This window comes from Virgibacillus sp. M23, assembly GCF_034190895.1.
GTDB classification, from domain to species: Bacteria; Bacillota; Bacilli; order Bacillales; family Amphibacillaceae; genus Virgibacillus; species Virgibacillus salarius.
The window spans coordinates 66,115-85,473 of record NZ_JAWDHA010000008.1 but is presented as its reverse complement, the minus strand read 5'-3'; the positions used below and the strand labels follow the sequence as shown (position 1 = coordinate 85,473).

General features: G+C 37.7%; 16 protein-coding genes and 1 riboswitch. Of the genes, 5 read left to right on the top strand and 11 right to left on the bottom strand.

The window, feature by feature from the left end; genetic code table 11:
- Nucleotides 1-20: 20 nt before the first annotated feature.
- The 9 genes from RVS70_RS05065 to RVS70_RS05025 are packed head-to-tail and all read right to left on the bottom strand — an operon-like array spanning nt 21 to nt 8,503.
- Nucleotides 21-845, bottom strand: a complete 825-nt coding sequence (locus RVS70_RS05065; protein WP_321132582.1) for a metallophosphoesterase — start codon at nt 843-845, stop codon at nt 21-23.
- Nucleotides 846-861: 16 nt separating this feature from the next.
- On the bottom strand, nt 862-1,848 hold the full coding sequence (locus tag RVS70_RS05060; RefSeq protein WP_321132581.1) for an oligopeptide/dipeptide ABC transporter ATP-binding protein: 987 nt from the start codon (nt 1,846-1,848) through the stop codon (nt 862-864).
- Nucleotides 1,829-2,824, bottom strand: coding sequence for an ABC transporter ATP-binding protein (locus tag RVS70_RS05055; protein WP_321132580.1), 996 nt, complete (start codon nt 2,822-2,824; stop codon nt 1,829-1,831). Before RVS70_RS05055 ends, RVS70_RS05060 begins: the two co-directional genes overlap by 20 nt.
- Before the next feature lie 12 nt (nt 2,825-2,836).
- Nucleotides 2,837-3,646 carry an ABC transporter permease gene (locus RVS70_RS05050; RefSeq protein ID WP_321132579.1) on the bottom strand — a complete coding sequence of 270 codons (810 nt, stop codon included), beginning with the start codon at nt 3,644-3,646 and terminating at the stop codon, nt 2,837-2,839.
- Between the two features lie 4 nt (nt 3,647-3,650).
- Entirely contained in the window at nt 3,651-4,595 is a 945-nt protein-coding gene (locus RVS70_RS05045) for an ABC transporter permease (protein ID WP_321132578.1), read from the bottom strand.
- 19 nt (nt 4,596-4,614) lie between these two features.
- A complete protein-coding gene (locus tag RVS70_RS05040; protein WP_228088901.1) occupies nt 4,615-6,165 on the bottom strand; it encodes an ABC transporter substrate-binding protein in 1,551 nt (516 codons plus the stop codon).
- A 15-nt stretch (nt 6,166-6,180) separates the two neighbouring features.
- Complete coding sequence (locus tag RVS70_RS05035) at nt 6,181-6,915, bottom strand: MBL fold metallo-hydrolase (RefSeq protein WP_228088902.1); 735 nt, start codon at nt 6,913-6,915, stop codon at nt 6,181-6,183.
- Between the two features lie 29 nt (nt 6,916-6,944).
- Nucleotides 6,945-7,784 carry a MurR/RpiR family transcriptional regulator gene (locus RVS70_RS05030; RefSeq protein ID WP_228088903.1) on the bottom strand — a complete coding sequence of 280 codons (840 nt, stop codon included), beginning with the start codon at nt 7,782-7,784 and terminating at the stop codon, nt 6,945-6,947.
- On the bottom strand, nt 7,781-8,503 hold the full coding sequence (locus tag RVS70_RS05025) for an HAD family hydrolase (protein WP_414617168.1): 723 nt from the start codon (nt 8,501-8,503) through the stop codon (nt 7,781-7,783). Before RVS70_RS05025 ends, RVS70_RS05030 begins: the two co-directional genes overlap by 4 nt.
- 760 nt (nt 8,504-9,263) lie before the next feature.
- Here RVS70_RS05025 and RVS70_RS05020 point away from each other — a divergent pair.
- Both RVS70_RS05020 and RVS70_RS05015 read left to right on the top strand, forming a co-directional pair.
- Complete coding sequence (locus tag RVS70_RS05020) at nt 9,264-9,530, top strand: hypothetical protein (RefSeq protein WP_166530079.1); 267 nt, start codon at nt 9,264-9,266, stop codon at nt 9,528-9,530.
- A gap of 346 nt (nt 9,531-9,876) precedes the next feature.
- Complete coding sequence (locus tag RVS70_RS05015) at nt 9,877-10,107, top strand: hypothetical protein (RefSeq protein ID WP_026682866.1); 231 nt, start codon at nt 9,877-9,879, stop codon at nt 10,105-10,107.
- 251 nt (nt 10,108-10,358) lie between these two features.
- Here RVS70_RS05015 and adhE read toward each other — a convergent pair whose 3' ends face one another.
- Nucleotides 10,359-12,953, bottom strand: a complete 2,595-nt coding sequence (adhE, locus tag RVS70_RS05010) for a bifunctional acetaldehyde-CoA/alcohol dehydrogenase (RefSeq protein ID WP_321132576.1) — start codon at nt 12,951-12,953, stop codon at nt 10,359-10,361.
- A 55-nt stretch (nt 12,954-13,008) separates the two neighbouring features.
- On the bottom strand, nt 13,009-13,239 hold the full coding sequence (locus RVS70_RS05005) for a hypothetical protein (protein ID WP_121604616.1): 231 nt from the start codon (nt 13,237-13,239) through the stop codon (nt 13,009-13,011).
- A gap of 693 nt (nt 13,240-13,932) precedes the next feature.
- Here RVS70_RS05005 and pflB point away from each other — a divergent pair.
- The 3 genes from pflB (at nt 13,933) to RVS70_RS04990 (ending at nt 19,015) form a co-directional block, all read left to right on the top strand.
- Nucleotides 13,933-16,188, top strand: coding sequence for a formate C-acetyltransferase (gene pflB / locus RVS70_RS05000; RefSeq protein ID WP_026682863.1), 2,256 nt, complete (start codon nt 13,933-13,935; stop codon nt 16,186-16,188).
- A 283-nt stretch (nt 16,189-16,471) separates the two neighbouring features.
- Nucleotides 16,472-17,221, top strand: a complete 750-nt coding sequence (gene pflA / locus RVS70_RS04995) for a pyruvate formate-lyase-activating protein (protein WP_321132575.1) — start codon at nt 16,472-16,474, stop codon at nt 17,219-17,221.
- Between the two features lie 165 nt (nt 17,222-17,386).
- Nucleotides 17,387-17,487: riboswitch (purine riboswitch) on the top strand.
- A gap of 193 nt (nt 17,488-17,680) precedes the next feature.
- Nucleotides 17,681-19,015: an NCS2 family permease gene (locus RVS70_RS04990; RefSeq protein WP_026682861.1), complete on the top strand. Its 1,335-nt coding sequence runs from the start codon at nt 17,681-17,683 to the stop codon at nt 19,013-19,015.
- The last annotated feature ends 344 nt before the right edge of the window (nt 19,016-19,359 follow it).

Here is a 19,359-nt window from a genome sequence, read left to right as displayed (position 1 = left end):
TAATCCAATCACGAATCTTCTTAGCCTTCTAATTCCAACACATAAAAAGCATCATCTATTTCTTTAGCAAGGTTCTTTGTCTGCCATTCGCTATTGTTTCCAACGCAAGCACAAATCATAGTAGTTTTATCCGTTTGTTCTACTTTTCGGTAATGGACATGTCCCATGATGCCATAGCGCACATCATACTTATCGTACAATGTGCTGTATAATTCACTCCCTAGAAAGGCGTTAAAATACGCCCATTTTTTATTTGGCATTGGAACCGTGAAGCTGGCATGCGATAGCATATGGGTCATCATGATAATTTTTTTGTCTTTATATGCTTCTAAGTCCTCACTTATTTTTTGATAAAAATGCTCGTGCATGTTAATGTTTGACCTGCCCCAACTTGTATAAATAAAGTCCTGCCAGGTTCGATTCATATAATGTCCTTTATCAAATTCTGTTACAGAAAAGGAGGAATTTCCGAATGAGTAATCATACCATCCAGAATCGCCAATGACGACCCACTCTTCATTCAATACATAAGGTTCGTTCGAAAGGCAACCATGCCATGCCTTGTAAGCCTTGTAAATCTCCCATGTATCAGTTACCTGATTCTCTTTAGACCAATAATCATGATTACCTGGCACGAAAAGCACTTTAATATTGCTCCATGCTTCTAAATCATTTAAAAAGGGAATACTTATCTGATAATCGTTGGAGATATCACCTGCTATCAATAAAATATCAATTGCTTCCTTTTGTATCTTTTTATACAAAATTTCTATATAGCTCGTATTAACAGGAACCATCTCACGATTAACATCAATATGTAAATCAGATATGATGCCTAGTCTCATATTTAATTCCTCCTTATTAGCTTGTTTGGTGTTCAGGCTCTTGGGTATATAAATGACATGTTACTTGGTAGCCCGCACGCATTGGATGGACTACTGGTTTCACGCTTTTACAACTATCCATCGCTTTGGCACATCTCGTATGAAAAGGACATCCAGTAGGTGGGTTACTCGGGTCCGGGAGCTCACCTGCTAGTGGAATGCGTTCCTCATCTACATCAAGGTGCGGAATGGCGGAAAATAAGGCTTCCGCATATGGATGTTTCGGATTTGCCCCTATATCCTCGGTGCTACCCAACTCCACGATTTCTCCCAAGTACATGATAGCAATACGATCACAGAAATATTGCACCACATTTAAATCATGCGAAATAAACAGATAGGTAAGATTATATTTTTTCTGCAATTTAGTTAACAGATTCAAAATTTGAGCTTGAACGGAGACATCGAGCGCTGATACTCCTTCATCAATGACAATAAATTCAGGATCCAAAATTAATGCGGAGGCAATAGCAACACGCTGTCTTTGCCCTCCGCTGAGCTCATGTGGATAACGGTCTAAGAAAGATGTATCTAAGCCAACGTCATGGATGGTTTCAAGAATTTTTTCCTCGCGTGAAGCTTTATCTCCGATATGATGAATTTCCAAGGGCTCATGCAAGATCCATTCAATCGTTTTCTTTGGATTGAGGGAGGCGTAAGGGTCTTGAAAGACAATTTGAACTTTTTTTCGCCAACTCTTTAATTGTTGCTTTGTAAATGTGGTAACATCTGTACCTTGGTAATAAATCGATCCACTAGTTTGCTTTAATAATTGTAAAATGACCTGCCCCGTCGTGGATTTACCAGAGCCACTTTCACCAACTAACCCGAAGGATTCCCCTTCGTACAAGGAAAAGGAGACACCATTCATTGCTTTTACCACAGAAGGCTGATCAAAGATGGAACGTCTATTTTGTTTGTAATGCTTATGCACATTGTGTAATTCAATGAATGGTGCTGACATGTTTGACTTCCTCCTTCGTATACAGATGGCAGGATACTGCTTGATTTTCTACATGAACTTCGTCTGGAAAATGGGTATGACAGATATCCATACGATGAGCACAACGATCGGCGAAAGGACAGCCTCTTTTACGCTCCTTTAAGCCAGGTACATTTCCTGGGATGGTGTACAATTCTTGCCCTCTTTTCGTATGATCAGGAATCGACTGAATAAGTCCTTTCGTATATGGATGCTTAGGCTCATACAAAATGTCTGCTACTTTCCCTTGTTCCACCACACGGCCTGCATACATTACGACGACACGGTCACACACCTGACGTATGACGCCTAAATCGTGTGAGATAAAAATAAGGGAGCTGTTTCTCGTGTTTTTAATATTTTTAAATAGATCTAATATCTGAGCTTGAATCGTGACATCTAATGCTGTGGTTGGTTCATCCGCAATGATTAATTGCGGGGAAGCAATTAGTGCAATCGCTATAACGATACGTTGCCTCATTCCTCCTGAAAGTTGATGAGGGTATGACTTATAAAGTGCTTCTGCTCGAGGAAGGCCAACTTCCTTCATAAGTGCAATAGTCTTTTCCTTCATTTCCTTCTTGGAATAGGATCGATGTTGTTTTAATACCTCTGCAATTTGTTTCCCTACTGTTAGTAAGGGATTCAAGGATGTCATTGGTTCTTGAGAAATCATGGAAATCGCATCACCACGGATTTTTTGCCATTGTTTTTCCTTCATTGTCACTAAATTTGTTTCACGGAAGGTGATGCTTCCTTGTTTAACACTTGCATTTTCGGGTAAGATTCCCATAATTGCTTTTGAAGTTAAGCTTTTACCACAGCCAGATTCTCCAACAATACCTAGTACTTCATTTGGATAAACGTTAAAGGAAACATGATTAATGGCGTTATAGTCTCCATCTTGAAAATGAAACGCAACATCTAGATTTTCTATGGATAATAAAGGAGTACTCACTATTTCAACCTCCTAGGCTTTTGTATCTTGCTTATCTCGGATGCCGTCCCCTAGTAAATTAAATCCTAGCACCATCATGGTGATGATGACACCGACGATAATCACATACCAAGGTGCTGTTACAATAAATGGCTGTGCTTCTTTTAACATACGCCCCCAGCTAGGATCTGGCGGTTGTACACCTAACCCGAGATAACTAAGGCCAGACTCTCCTAAAATAGCTCCGGAAAAATTTAACGTAGCTGCCACTAGAATAGGAGAGAAGGCATTAGGTAAAATATGATGATAAATAATGCGTAATGCTCCTGCACCTTTGGCAACACTTGCTTTGACAAAATCATATGTCTTGTATTGAATAAAACTACTCCGAATAATTCTTGTAAAACCAGGTACACTCATAATCCCGATCGCAATAATGGTGTTTTTTAACCCAGGCTCAAATACTGAAATAAGCATGATGGCTAGTAAAATACCGGGGAAGGCAAGCATCGCATCAATGAATCGCATAATGATTTCATCCACCCAACCACCAAAATACCCAGCACTTGCTCCTAAAATAAATCCGAACATAAGTCCGATAAAGACAGAGGATGTTCCGATAAGAAAAGCTGTTTGCGCTCCTTGCATTACTCTACTTAGAATATCTCTTCCGAAATTATCGGTTCCGAATGGGTGAGAGAAGGAAGGAGCTTCTAAGCGGCTACCTGTATTCATTTCATTCGGACCAAAAGGTGTATAGAAAAAACTGATGATCATCATCGTCATTAAACAGATGACAAGGACAATGCCAATTCTCCACGGAATGCTCTGTGACTTTTTCATGGCTTCACCCCTTCGCTCTTATTCGTGGATCAATCACTTTGTATAATAGGTCCACGATAAAGTTAATCGTAATAACGAGCACTGCAATATATAAAACCATCGATTGCACCAGTGGGAAATCCCTTGAAGAAATGGATTCAATCAACAGATTACCAAGTCCAGGTAATGCAAATACATTTTCAATAATAATACTGCCGCCCAATGTATCGGCGATGGTTAAGCCTAAGATCGTAATAACAGGGATAAGGGCGTTACGTAATATATGCCCATACATAATTTTTCTTTCGGTTAATCCTTTGCATCTAGCGGTTCGAACGTATTCCATGTTGGCTTGGTCTAGTATGGTGTTTCGCAAATATCGAATGATCACCGCAATATTGGAGATGGCAATAGCCAAGGATGGCAAAAACAATGCCCGTAAAGCTCCAAAGAAGTCTTCCGACCATGGGACATACCCATAGGTCGGAAACAAACTTAGGATCACTCCGAAGACCAAAATCAAGATAAATCCAAACCAAAAGGATGGTATAGCAATACCAAGCTGCGTCATGATCGACAATACGACGGAGATCCACTTACCTTTTGTGCGTGCAATCAAGATACCTAAAGGAATACCAATGATAATCGTTAACAGAATAGACAGGATACCTAATGAAAAAGTGACAGGTATTCGATCCACTAAAATGTCGCTGACGGGCAACTGATACTTTAATGATTCACCTAAATCCGCCTGAAAAAGACCAGTTACCCAATCTACATATCGCTCAGTAGCTTGTTTGTCTAAACCTAGCTCTTGTTCTAATTGTTGAATCTGAGCTTGTTCTGCTTCGATCCCTAGAATAATATGGGCTGGATTACCAGGTAATAATTGAAAGACAAAGAAAATAATGATTGAGACTAATGTCATCGTTGCAACAAAGGTAGCTAATTTGTAAAGAATATATCTCAATGTTTAGCCTCCTAAATGACTATTCCGTATAGTGTAGGTCCTCTAAGTTGAACTTTTGAATAGGATACATGTTTAATCCTTCTAAATGATTACTCATAGCAATGGTACGATCTGGATCACTAATGAATACAGAGACCGCATCTTCTGTTAGCAAGCGTTGTGCTTCTTTATAATGAGCAGCAATATCTTTTTCATCTGTTGCACGTAAGGCTTGATCAATCAGTTCATCATATGCTTCATTGTCATAATTCACAAAGTTACGCTCGTAATCATTAACATACCTTCTTAAAATTTTGTACGGATCTAATTTACCAGTAAAACCGATAATGGTCGTATCGTATTGTTCGTTTTGGTAAACATCTTCTAACCATGTACTGAATTCGATCATTTTAATTTCTACATCAATGCCTACTTGGCTTAATTGCTCGGCGATAACTTGAGCAGTATCGACGTGAAATTGATAATCAGATGGGACGGTTAATTCCATTTGAAAACCGTCGTTATAGCCAGCTTCTGCTAAAAGGGATTTTGCTTTTTCGATATTAGTAGCATAATAGTCTTCTAAACCTGGCTCATAATAAAATTCCATGGCAGGACTGAAGTTAGATCCTAGCTTTGTACCATTACCTTCAGAAACCGTATCAATAATCGTGTCTTTATCGATTGCTAGGTTAATCGCTTGACGTACTTTTAGATCACTGTAGGGCTCTACATCATTATTTAAGGCGAGTAATTGCACCATGTTTTGTGGGCCAGAAACCGTATTGATGGAATCGCCTAATTGGGTAAGACCTTGCTGTGTGACACCAGGGAGGACGTCAATTTCACCTGCCTGCATGGCTAATACAGAAGACTCTTGGTCTGGCATGATTTTGAATTGTACCTCATCTATTTGCGGTATTTTTTCATGATTATAGTAGTTTTCATTTTTCACTAGACGTAATTCTTGACCAACTTTGTATGCTTCAAACTTAAATGGACCAGCACCAATAGGCTTTGAACTTTGTTCTTCATAATCAGAAGGAACAATTGCGACAATATTTGCTGCTAAAAAGGCAGAATTCTTCTCTTTTAAATGAAAAATCACTTCATAATCTGATGGAGCTTCGATGGAATCAATGACTGCAAATTCAGCAACAATTGGCTCGCCTCCATTCATGCCTGCAAGTGTTTCATAGGAAGCAACGACATCCTCTGACGTTAATTCAGACCCATCATGGAATTGGACACCTTCATTTAAGGTGAACGTATAAGTAAGACCATCTTCTGAGATATCGTAGGATTTAGCAATCGCTCCGACTAACTCTCCTTTTGGATTTGTATCTAATAATCCGTCAAATACATTGTCCATCATAGAACCAGTATCGGTTGCGGCAGATTTATAAGGATCTAGGTTGTCGATTTCGGTACTCATGGCAATACGAACAACGCTTGATCCAGTTGCTTCCTTCGTTTCAGGCTTTGCAGCATTCGCATCTTTGCCTTCTTCATTCTGTGAATTCGAACACCCAACTAAAACAAAAGCAATTACAAAAACAAGTAAAAAAGCAATGAACAACTTTTTTTTCATAAGTAGTACCTCCAATTAAATGGTGATGGTTAAATGTTCATGTGCTGTTTGCACATTTTTCTGAGATAAAGCTTCAATTTCCTCGGCCAGTTTACGGATCTGCCCAAAATGGGGTAAGTGTGTGATGACCACCTTTCTTGCTTTAGATTTTGTAATAATAGTACTTACATCTGTTGTATTAAGATGTCCTTTGATTTTGCGATATTGTGCTTCGTAAAAGCTACATTCAATGATTAAGAGATCTGCGCTTTGGGAGAACTCAATAATGGCATCACAATATCCGGTATCAGCGGAGTAAACCAAGCTAGACCCTTGTGGATTGGTGACTTTCATAGCACAGCAAGGAATTTCATGTTTGTTCTCCGAAAACGTGACGTGAAGATCACCAACGAAGATATGATCGGTTAATTGAAGCTGATGAACGCTGACTATTCCTGGATATTCGAATGACAAAGAAGCAATATCTTCAGCATAGATATAAATATCTAGTGGTCTAGTACGGTTTCCTAACTGAGTTTGAATTAACATTGCGTATTCCAAGCTATAAATATCAGCCATGTGATCAGTATGAGTATGACTAATAAATACTGCATCTAAGTCTTCTAAGCTGATGTGATTTTGTAGTTTGGCAAGAGCGCCACTTCCGCAATCTAGTAAAATATTGGTGTCATTCTCTTGAACTAAATAGCAAGAGGTAGCCTCATTTACCTCAGGGTAGGCGCCCCAGTATCCTATTGTTGTAACTTGCACCTTCTCACTCCAGACACTTGTCAATATGATTACTTATTTTTTGGATTAAACATCGCATAATAATCTTCCATATCTGCTATGTTGGTTTTGATGCGTTCACCTCCTATATAAGCTATTTCGTTGATAATGGCATTGCAAATGGAGACCGCAGCGGTATAGGAATCTAAGAAGCTTTTAGATTTATTTTTGGCAAAAAGGGTTAGGTCTGCGTGTTGGCAGATAGGTGCTAGAGAAGAGTCCGTTAATGCGATAACGTACATCCCTTTTCTCTTTGCCACCTCTACGATCTTTAGAATCTGATAATCATAACGCGGAAAGGCACATACAAAAAGAACATCTTTCTGCTGAAAGTTTGCCGTGTATTCCGCAATTTCCCCTGGAGGAATAAACTGGCTAGTGCCAAGCATATATTTCAGTACAAATTGCATATATGAAGTAACCGTCAAACTCATTCGCCATCCACCAATCCAGATATGCTTCGCCTCAAGCAATTTTCTAGCTGCTTGATTGATCTCTTGTTTATAGATGGAGCGGCTAGTAAGAATGATATTGTCTACCTCTTGGACGAAATGTTGCTCTAACCATGTCTCTTCCTGCATGGTCGTAGTTGCCATTAGGTTTTTCACAGCTCGATTGTCGGCACAATTATAGTTGTGAATTTCTTGCTTCATTTCTAAAAAGCTTTTGCAGCCAATTGTTTGTGCCAGACGGTGTACCGTTGCTTCACTTACCGCCGAAATTTCTGCAATTTTAGCAGCGGATAGTACAACCATTTCTTCCATATTTTCAAGGATATAATGTGCTACTTTTTGTTGAGAATGACTAAGGGAATGAAACTGCTCTTGTAATTGCTCGTATATCGTTGTCATACAGGCATATGAACCTTTTGGAAAAGATCCTTAATATTGGCGATAGGGTCCACGTTTTTTAATTCCTCTATCCCTTTTCTTTCATACGGATTAATCAAAACACAATCCATTCCCACCTTGTGACTGCCGATGACATCATCATAATAGTTGTCCCCAACATATAGAGATTCTTCAGGAGAAACTCCAGCTTGTTGGCAAGCATGTTGGAAAATACGTTCGTCAGGTTTCTCTATTCCAACTTCAGAAGAGATGACGACATGGTCTAAATAATGAATGATACCCGTCTGTTGCAAGACTTCTCGAGCGGTGTTATTCCAATTAGAAATTAACCCTACTTGATAGCCAGTATTTTTTAGTTGTTTTAGGATGCTGAGTGTTTCTGGAAAAACACGCCATTCCGGTTTTTTATTGGTGATTGGCTGCGTTTCTTCCATAGGAGCTATTCCTAAATAGCTATGTAAGATGTGGTGATAGTCGTGCATAAACAATTCGCGTTTTTTTCCAAGTAACCCAGGATGTTCTCTCATAAAATATTTATCAGCTAAATGATAGGCTAATGCTATATCTTCAAGAGGAAGCGTGATCCCATGGTTCTTTAGCATTTGTTGATACAGCTCTTCTCGATTTAAATACACAAGTGTGTAGCCTAAATCGAACCATATATACTTCTTTTTAATAGTGCAACACTCCTTTAATGGTAAAAGTTGGATTTCCTTCATAAAATGAATTTACGAATTATTTCCTTCACATTGGCTAGTATAACGGATAAATATTTTGTCGAAATAAAGCTGGTGTAAAGGTTCTGTAAATGATTTGGATGGTTGCTAAGGGTTATGTAAGTGCTTTGTGATGGTGCTAAGAGGTTGTAACGAATTCATTCCGCATATACCACTGATTGAAGTTTCGCTTTATTTTGTGGTGCTTTGGGTCTGTCGAATTTTATTTTACGTGAGGAAACCGTCATCTTTTAGTGAAGTGCCACTCGCTATTGTTATGGATTTGAGAAAATAATGCAGTAAAGGTAAGGTTGCTTTTCTAATGCATTTTTTGTTGAACTTGTTTACACGGATTAGGAGATGCAAGCCTTCGTTTTATTGACATTGCTAAATATGAAAGAATACATTTATAATAGAGTATATTAGAAGAATAAGGAATAATTAGGAAATAATGTTCGTGATAGGAGGGAAGTATGTTTAAATACAACATTGGATTTCCAATACTTTTGTTTGTTACTATAACATTAAAGCAATTCTTCTTTAATAATTATATTAATTGGATAGATAATATTGGCCTTTCCATTTTAGTATTTTTATTTTATAACTTTTGGGAATGGTCAAAAAAATCATATCAATGGCATAAAGATAAAAACTAGAATAGTAGCTTAGCTTTTAGCAAATACGTACTGGTGCAAACAGAATTGTGTCTGTATTATTTAAACTGCCCATAACACTTAATAAGTAGTATCAATGAGGTGGTAATATGAAAAATAATAGGTTAAAGAAGTTTATCTTTTTAGGTTCATTTTTAGGAATTATTGGGTTATTATTAATTTTTTTTAGTAATAGTATGGGAATGGCTTTCGGGGATGGTTGGCTGGTAAAGTCTGATTATGCTGACTCCTCTATATATAATTTTCAAGTAAAAGCAAATACAAATAAGTTTTTAGTAATAGGTGGTATCCTTTTTGGAATTGGCCTTACTACAGTTCTACTTAGTTATTACAAGGAATTACATAATAAAGAATAGAAGAAATGCTGTTTTTTTAGTACCACTATGCAGCGATCGGGCGCTTTTCAGAACACGGAAGGCGTTTTTTATAGTCTTGGAAATTATAAAATTTGCCCGTGTAGATAAATATGGGCGTGTTGAGTCGCGTCCAGCTCCAGGGAATCGCCCTAATCTAAGTCATCATCGGCTCGCAAGCTACCGAGATTCCTTTATTTCCGTTGACTCGCCCTAGTCACTACGTTTCTAATCGAGCGCTTACGCTTTTGTCCCTTTTTTGGTTATTTTATCGAAACATGAAACATGGATCCAAGTTAATACGTATTGTATGATGCATGCAAAAATATAAATAGCAAGGATTGATTTTATGTTATGGATAATTACACAAAATAAACAAAGCTTGATGAATGTAAAAGAAGTTACTGTCAATGGAAAAAAGATAGAAGGGATCATTGGCAGTGCGAGTTTGGATGAATGGAGTAAAGTTTTGGGGAAATATGAATCAAACGAAAGAGCTGTAGAAGTTCTTGATCAAATAGTTAGGAAACTAGAAGAAAGTAATGGTATCTCAGTGACCTTTACGATGCCTAAAAATTAAACACGTATTCAAATAAAAGAGCGTAATTCTTGATGTGAGAATAGTGCTCTTTGTGTTATGAGGACCATATTGTTAATCAAGCTTGTTAAATACTATTGGTTTTCATAATCGAATAATTAGCTGAATGCGTATTCTCTAGTTAAATGTCTGATTGGTTTAAGGGCCTTGGGTCATACCCTTGTGGTACTAACAATCAGTGGGGAAAACAAAACCCCCACTGATTGAAGTTTCACTCTATATTTTAGGAGAAACTACCCTTTATACGCATTGCGATATACTTCAGTTAACTCCTTAACAAGTGGCAATTTAGGGTTAGTTATTGTACATTGATCTTCGAAAGCACGGTCTGCAAGATAGTTTACTTTTGCTTCGAAAGCATTTTTATCTACGCCATTTTCTGCGATACTCATTGGAATGTCCAATTCTTTTGCCAATTTATAAATAGCTTGAACTAGGCTTTCAACGCCTTCTTCTGTTGTGCTTGCAGGCAATCCTAATATTTTAGCAATTTCGGCATAACGTTTGTCAGCAATAAAGTATTCGTATTTAGGAAATGACACAAACTTCGTTGGTTTTTTCGCATTATAGCGAATAACATGCGGCAAAAGTATCGCATTGGCACGACCATGCGCAATATGGAATTCTGCCCCTAGTTTGTGTGCAAGACTATGGTTAATACCTAAGAATGCATTTGCAAATGCCATTCCAGCAATGGTAGAAGCGTTGTGCACTTTTTCTCTTGCTAATGCATTGTTACCATCTCGATAAGCTTGTGGTAAATAATCAAAGACAAGCTGAATGGCTTTAATTGCGAGCCCATCTGTGTAGTCATTTGCCATATTAGAAACGTAAGCTTCGATCGCGTGTGTTAAAACGTCCATCCCAGTGTCAGCTGTTACTGTTTTAGGAACAGTCATCACAAATTGTGGATCAACAATGGCTACGTCTGGTGTTAATTCATAATCTGCTAACGGATATTTTACATTGTTTTCTTTATCTGTAATAACAGAGAAAGAGGTGACTTCAGATCCAGTACCAGAAGTGGTAGGAATTGCAACAAATTGTGCACGTTGACCTAGTTCTGGATATTTGTATGCACGTTTACGGATATCTAAGAACTTTTGTTTTAAACCATTAAAGTCTGTTTCTGGATATTCATGGAATAACCACATTCCTTTGGCCGCATCCATTGCTGATCCACCACCAAGCGCAATAATTACATCTGGTTGGAAGTTATCCATTGCAGTAGCACCACGTATAACCGTGTCTTTTGATGGATCTGGTTCTACATCAGAGAAAATTTCGCAGTGTACATAATCTGAACGTTTACGTAAGTGATATAGGACTTTATCAACATATCCTAATTTAACCATCATGGGATCTGTTACGATAAATGCTTTAGAGATCCCAGGCATTTTTGCTAAATACTGTACTGCATTCTTTTCAAAATAAACTTTTGGTGGAATTTTGAACCATTGCATATTAACATTCCTTCTCGCCATTTTTTTTATGTTAATTAAATGCGTTGCCCCTACGTTTGTCGATACAGAGTTTCCGCCATAAGAACCACATCCAAGTGTTAAAGATGGCAAATAAGCATTGTAGATGTCACCAATTGCACCTTGAGAAGAAGGAGCATTGACAATAATACGTCCTGCTTTCATTCTTCTCCCAAACGCATCTATGGTTTCTTTATTTTCAGAATGAATAACTGCAGAGTGTCCTAAACCACCAAATTCAAGCATTTCTTCTGCACGTTTAAATCCTTCTTCGTTATTGTTTACTTTATAAGCTGCGAGTACTGGACTTAATTTTTCATGAGAAAGTGGATGGTCCGGTCCAACACCTGTTAATTCAGCTACAAGAATTTTTGTATCTTCAGGTACTTTAACGCCTGCCATTTCAGCAATTTTTACAGGCTCCATACCAACAATGGAAGGGTTAACGGTGCATTTGTCGTTAATAACAAGTTTTTCTACTTTTGCTTTTTCGGTAGGGCTTAAAAAGTAAACCTTGTTATCAATCATTTCTTGTTTTACTTGATTGTAGATTTCTTTATCAACAATAATTGCTTGTTCTGATGCACAAATCATACCATTGTCAAATGTTTTGGAAAGAATAACATCATTTACAGCACGTTTAACATTAACGGACTTTTCGATATAGCAAGGAACGTTACCAGGACCTACACCTAAAGCAGGTTTACCAGAGCTGTATGCTGATTTAACCATTCCAGGCCCACCTGTTGCCAAAATAGTTGCTATACCATCATGCTTCATTAATGTTTGTGTCCCCTCAATAGATGGATTTTCAACCCATTGAATACAATTTTGGGGTGCACCAGCTTTTACTGCTGCATCATACACAACCTTAGCTGCAGTGGAGCTGCATTTTTGTGCAGATGGGTGGAAAGCAAAAATAATAGGATTTCCTGTTTTAATAGAAATAATGGATTTAAATAATGTTGTTGAAGTTGGGTTAGTTACTGGTGTTATCCCAGCAATAACACCAATTGGTTCAGCGATTTCTACTATACCTTCATGGTCGTTCTCGCTAATTACACCAACTGTTTTATCATATTTTATATTATGATACACATATTCGGTTGCGAAAATATTTTTAATGATTTTATCTTCATATATACCACGTCCAGTTTCTTCAACAGCTAATTTCGCAAGTTGCATATGTTGGTCTAATCCTGCAAGCGCCATTTCCTTAACGATGTTATCAATTCGTTTTTGATCTAGATTTTTCATTTCTGTTAGTGCTTCTTGTGCATTTTTTACTAATTTGTCAATGCTCTCTGTAACAGTTGTTGCTTGTTTTTCTTCTAATGTTGTAACCATTAGAATACCTCCTAATTTTATATGTGAAATACTGAGCATGTTATCTCAAAAAAAATTAATGCATTACTGACGGATTACGGGGTACTTTGACAAAAGAAATATCTTTAAAAATACGCGTGTTTGGCTTGATTACCACAACATAATGCTTCGTCCAAATATAATTTGGTGTGTCTTGATTTTCTTCAAAACACATAGCTTCAAATGCATCACCGACTTGTTGTTCAAAGCGTTCTTGTGTGTAAGATTCAGCGTCTGTGCTAAACTCTTTCCACTCATTTAGAATCATATTTTATCCCCCCTTCGCATTTTCTGATTTCATCATAACATCTATTTAGGATTACAAAATAACGGATTTGTGATAAAAATGTGAAAAAATCACATATAGACAGAAGGATTCTTTTTGGAAGAGGAATACAAACATGATTATGTGACATCTTTAATCGCTTTCCAGTAAAAGAATCAGTTATATTGATCCCGCATGTAACTGGCAGTAAGCCCCCACCTCAAGCAATGAGGAGAATCCAAGTATGGATAAGTAGTGGGTCCAACTGTCAGTAAATGTCCGATTGATTCGGGCCTACACGGAAGTAGGTCACAAAGGCGTTGCCACAGGACGTGGCGAATGAAGCCTTTGTACGTATATATTTCAGTAAAAACCGGATGGAAGTTTAACTCTATCTGTATTAGTTTTAAAGTGAGAAATATTTAAACAGTGTATTTCAGTCCAGCTACACATTAATATAAATCCTTTTGTAATTAGATTGAATCATTACTATATCAATATTTTATAGGTGTACTTATCATGTGTTTTATTGGCATATTTGCTTATGCTAGAATTTGAACATTTTTAGAACTTTGATTATAACAGGTCAAAAATGTGATGTTTTTCACTTTTTTTTATGTACGAAAAGGTATAAAATTAAATTAAGATATATTTGTGAAATATTTCACAAATAGAATCATTGAGGAGGTATAGGAAATGAAAGTAGCAGAAGAAGTTACACAAAGAGTTCCTTGGGATGGCTTCCGTGAAGGTAGATGGCAAAAGGAAATTGATGTCAGAGATTTTATTTTGAAGAATTTTACGTTGTATGAAGGAAATGAAGCATTTTTAGCAGCTCCTACTGATGCTACAAAAGCATTATGGGACAAAGTAATGGAATTAACCAAAAAAGAACGCGAAAACGGGGGAGTATATGATTTAGATACGAAGATCGTATCTACCATTATTTCACATGGCGCAGGGTATCTGGACAGAGACCAAGAAAAAATAGTTGGTGTCCAAACAGATGAACCCTTCAAACGTTCTTTACAACCCTTTGGTGGTATTCGTATGGCAGTAGCTGCTGCAGAATCGTATGGATATAAAATTGATGATGAAGTAGTAAAAACATTTACCGATTACCGAAAAACGCATAATCAAGGTGTATTCGATGCATATACACCAGAAATTAGAACAGCAAGAAAAGCTGGAATTGTAACTGGTTTGCCTGATGCATATGGACGTGGACGTATCATCGGTGACTATCGTCGTGTTGCATTATATGGTGTGGATCACTTAATTGCGGAGAAGAAAAAAGAACTTGATTTAATTGGTAATGGAACCATGACAGATGATGTTATCCGTGATCGTGAAGAAACTTCAGAGCAAATTCGCGCCTTACAGGAATTAAAACAACTTGGTAAAGCATACGGTTTTGATATTGCAAAACCGGCAATAACTGCACAAGAAGCTTTCCAATGGTTATATTTTGGTTATCTTGCTGCTATTAAAGAACAGAATGGTGCTGCTATGAGTCTTGGTCGTGTATCTACATTCCTAGATATTTATATAGAGAGAGATATTAAAAATGGTGTTATAACAGAAGAAGAAGCTCAAGAATTGGTAGATCATTTTGTTATGAAGCTACGCCTGGTGAAATTTGCAAGAACACCTGAATATAATGAATTGTTCAGTGGAGATCCAACTTGGGTCACAGAGTCATTAGCAGGTATCGCGGAAGACGGTCGCCCGCTAGTTACAAAGAACTCTTATCGATTCTTACACACATTAGATAATTTAGGACCAGCACCAGAACCAAATTTAACTGTACTATGGTCTACTAAATTACCTGATAACTACAAAAAATACTGTGCTAATATGTCTATCAAAACTAGTTCCATTCAGTATGAAAATGATGATTTAATGCGCGAACATTATGGTGATGATTATGGTATAGCATGCTGTGTATCTGCTATGCGTATCGGTAAGCAAATGCAGTTCTTTGGTGCACGTGCAAATCTTGCAAAAGCACTGCTTTATGCCATTAACGGCGGAGTAGATGAAAAATTAAAAATACAAGTAGCTCCAAATTATGCACCAATCACTTCAGATTATCTTGACTATAAGGAAGTAAGAGAAAAATATGATACCATCTTAGATTGGTTATCAGGGCTATATGTAAATGCGTTAAATATCATTCACTATATGCACGATAGGTATAGCTATGAACGAATTGAGATGGCACTACATGATCGCGAGGTATTACGTACGATGGCATGTGGTATTGCTGGACTTTCAGTTGTTGCTGATTCATTAAGTGCTATTAAATATGCACAAGTGAAAGCGATTCGCGATCAAGATGGTATTGTCGTTGATTACGAAATCGAAGGAGACTTCCCTAAATATGGTAACAATGATGATCGCGTAGACGAAATTGCGGTAGATGTAGTGAAAACATTTATGAACAAAATCAAAAAACATCATACCTATCGAAATTCTGTTCATACGCAGTCTATTCTTACGATTACTTCTAATGTTGTATATGGTAAGAAAACTGGAAATACACCAGACGGGCGTAAAGCAGGTGAACCATTTGCGCCAGGTGCTAACCCACTTCACGGTCGCGATAAAAACGGTTCTCTCGCTTCTTTAAGCTCAGTCGCTAAAATGCCATATGAATATTCCATGGATGGAATTTCTAATACATTCTCGATCGTGCCAAAAGCATTAGGTAAAGATGAAGAAACTAGAAAAGCAAACTTAGTTGGTATGTTAGATGGTTATGCTGTAAAGCACGGTCACCACTTAAATGTTAACGTGTTTGATCGAGAAACATTACTGGCAGCAATGGAACATCCAGAAGAATATCCACAGTTAACTATCCGTGTATCTGGATACGCAGTTAACTTCATTAAATTAACAAGAGAACAACAAATGGATGTAATTCATCGTACGTTCCATGAAAGTATGTAAGATAAAGTGAGGCTTCCCTTACTGTAGGATTACAGATGGTGAGGGCTGTGGTAAAGAGGTTGGGACATAGCTGAAATGGTTCATTTAAAAGACGAGCATCCAGAATATGTGTAGACACCCCCGATTGGTGAACCACTCCGTGTGTTTTGCCGTCCACGGAAAGCGGCGTATATTTCTGGAGCAGTGTCGTTGCACGTATCATCATTTCTAATTGTTCGTTTCCCCCCTTCATGCGAACTTTTTGTCCCAGCCCCTTTTAAATCTAGCAAGGAGGGCGAGTAAGATGAACGGACGAATTCATTCAATAGAAACGTGTGGTACCGTTGATGGACCTGGTCTACGGTATGTAATATTTACACAAGGGTGCTTATTACGTTGTAAATTTTGTCATAATCCAGACACGTGGAAAATGGGAGATGGAAAAGAAATGTCAGTAGAAGAATTAGTAAAAGACATTAAAGATTATCTCCCATTCTTCCAAGCTACTAATGGCGGAGTAACTGTAAGTGGTGGAGAGCCGTTAATTCAAGCTGACTTTTTAGTTGAATTATTTACGGAGCTAAAAAAGCTAGGTATACACACTACTATTGATAGTTCCGCTGGCTGCTTTAGTCGCTCTCCACGCTTTTTAGAGACTTTAGATAAATTATTAGAGGTAACAGACTTAATTTTATTAGATTTAAAGCATATTGATCCAGTCGAGCATAAAGAATTGACTGGCATGTCAAATGAACACATTATTGATATGGCCAGATATTTAGATCAAAAGAATATCCCTGTCTGGATTCGTCACGTTTTGGTACCTGGTGGTAGTGATAATGATGAATATTTGCAGCGGTTGTCTGATTTTATTGCCACTTTAAATAATGTGGAAAAAATTGAAGTATTGCCTTATCATAAGTTAGGTGTATACAAATGGGAAAACCTTGGTCTTGCTTATCCGCTTGAAGGTGTCGAACCACCGACAGCAGAGCGGGTGAAGCATGCAGAAGATATATTAAATCGATCTTATTTAATGGTAACCAAGCAATAAAAAATAAGTTCCATCAGTCTAATAGTAATGGTAGATGAGAAAATTGACATGATAGTGTTTTAACATCATCTGCATGCTTGAATTTGAATAATCGAACGAAAGATGTCTGGAAATTATTAACGTTCGCATTTTGTTGACATTTATTGAAATTGATCGTATGATTATCCTAGGTTTTAATGATAAATGCGTATAATTTCGGGGATATGGCCCAGAGTTTCTACCAGACCGCCGTAAATGGTCTGACTACGCAAAATGTTTATGAATGAAGAACTTATTCTACGATTATTTTTGTTATTTTAAGAAAAACATTCATTGCATTTTGCATAGTAAAAGAGCGCTCATTTGGTCATATGATGATAGAGCGCTTTTTTGTTGTCTTCACCTTTTCATGAAACGTGTATGGTGATTGCAGGAGTGGTCAACCCCATTAATTTGTCAGTATATGAAGGGGGAAGAATTGTGAAGAAGTTTTTTCGTTTTGAGGAGTTACGTACGAATTATCGTACAGAATTTATGGCAGGACTAACGACTTTCTTGGCCATGGCATATATCCTCTTTGTAAATCCCTCTACGTTAGCTCTTGTTGGGATTGAAGAATTACCTGATGGCGTAACACGTATGGATCAGGATGCTGTGTTTGCTGCTACTGCAATTGCAGCAGCAGTAGGATCGTTGTTTATGGGAATTATAGCTAAATATCCAATAGCATTAGCGCCTGGAATGGGCTTAAATGCATTCTTTGCGTATACAGTTGTTCTTGGTTATGGGGTTCCATGGGAAACTGCACTTGCGGGAGTGCTGGCATCTGGACTTATTTTTATTGTACTTACGTTAACAGGACTCCGCGAAAAAATTATTAATGCCATCCCGGCGAACTTAAAATTAGCTGTTGGAGCTGGTATAGGTTTTTTCATTGCTTTTATCGGTTTTCAAAACTCAGGTATTATAGTTGGTAATGAGGCAACCTTACTAGCATTAGGTGATTTAACTTCTCCAACCGTCTTACTGGCTGTATTTGGGATTGTCGTATCTGTAATCCTAATGGCTATTGGTATAAGAGGTGGGATCTTCTATGGAATGATTATTACAGCTATTGCTGGGATGGTTGTTGGACTGATTGCACCTCCGACGGGAATTGATGGTATCGTTGGTCATGTGCCAAGCCTTGCCCCAACGTTTGGTCAAGCCTTTGCACATTTCGGGGATATTTTTACACTACAGATGCTAGTTGTGATTTTAACGTTTCTATTTGTTGACTTTTTTGATACTGCTGGAACTTTAGTTGCTGTAGCAAATCAAGCTGGATTAATGAAGGATAATAAATTGCCACGTGCTGGTAAGGCGTTATTTGCAGATTCAGCAGCGACGGTTGTAGGAGCCACAGTTGGTACTTCAACGACTACATCTTATGTTGAGTCAACAGCAGGAGTAGGAGCTGGGGGTCGCTCTGGTTTCACAGCTGTTGTGACGGCATTATTTTTCCTATTGGCATTGTTTTTCTCGCCTTTACTAAGTGTCGTTACATCAGAGGTTACAGCACCAGCATTAATCATCGTTGGTGTGCTCATGTCTTCTGCGTTAAAGGATATTGAATGGGATCAATTTGAAATTGCAGTACCGGCATTCCTCATTGTGATTGCAATGCCGCTAACGTATAGTATCGCAACTGGTATAGCTATTGGCTTTATTTTCTATCCGATTACGATGCTTCTTAAAGGGCGTGCCAAAGAAATACATCCAGTTATGTACTTCCTATTTATTATTTTTATTCTGTATTTTATTTTCTTAAGTTAATTTATAATAAGGATAGGATTATTCAAATAAAAAATTGGAATACAAGTGAATGCTGTGGGAAGTGTAATAGCGTGAATTCGGTGTTTCTGTACGTATTTGTACAGACGGATTTTTCCACGAGGAGCGCGGGTGTATTCCAGATGTAGCTAAGGAGCTGTTCGTTTGGGACAGCTCCTTAGCTTGTAGAGAAACTCTTGTGTTTACAAGCATTACTCACTACTCACGGGTAGGCTGAGCCTGAGACAAAAGAATGAAGAAATGATAAAAAACGAATGATAATTAGTTGTAATTAATTATCGTTCGTTTTTTGGTCGAAATCATTCGTTTAGCACCTGAAATAAGCG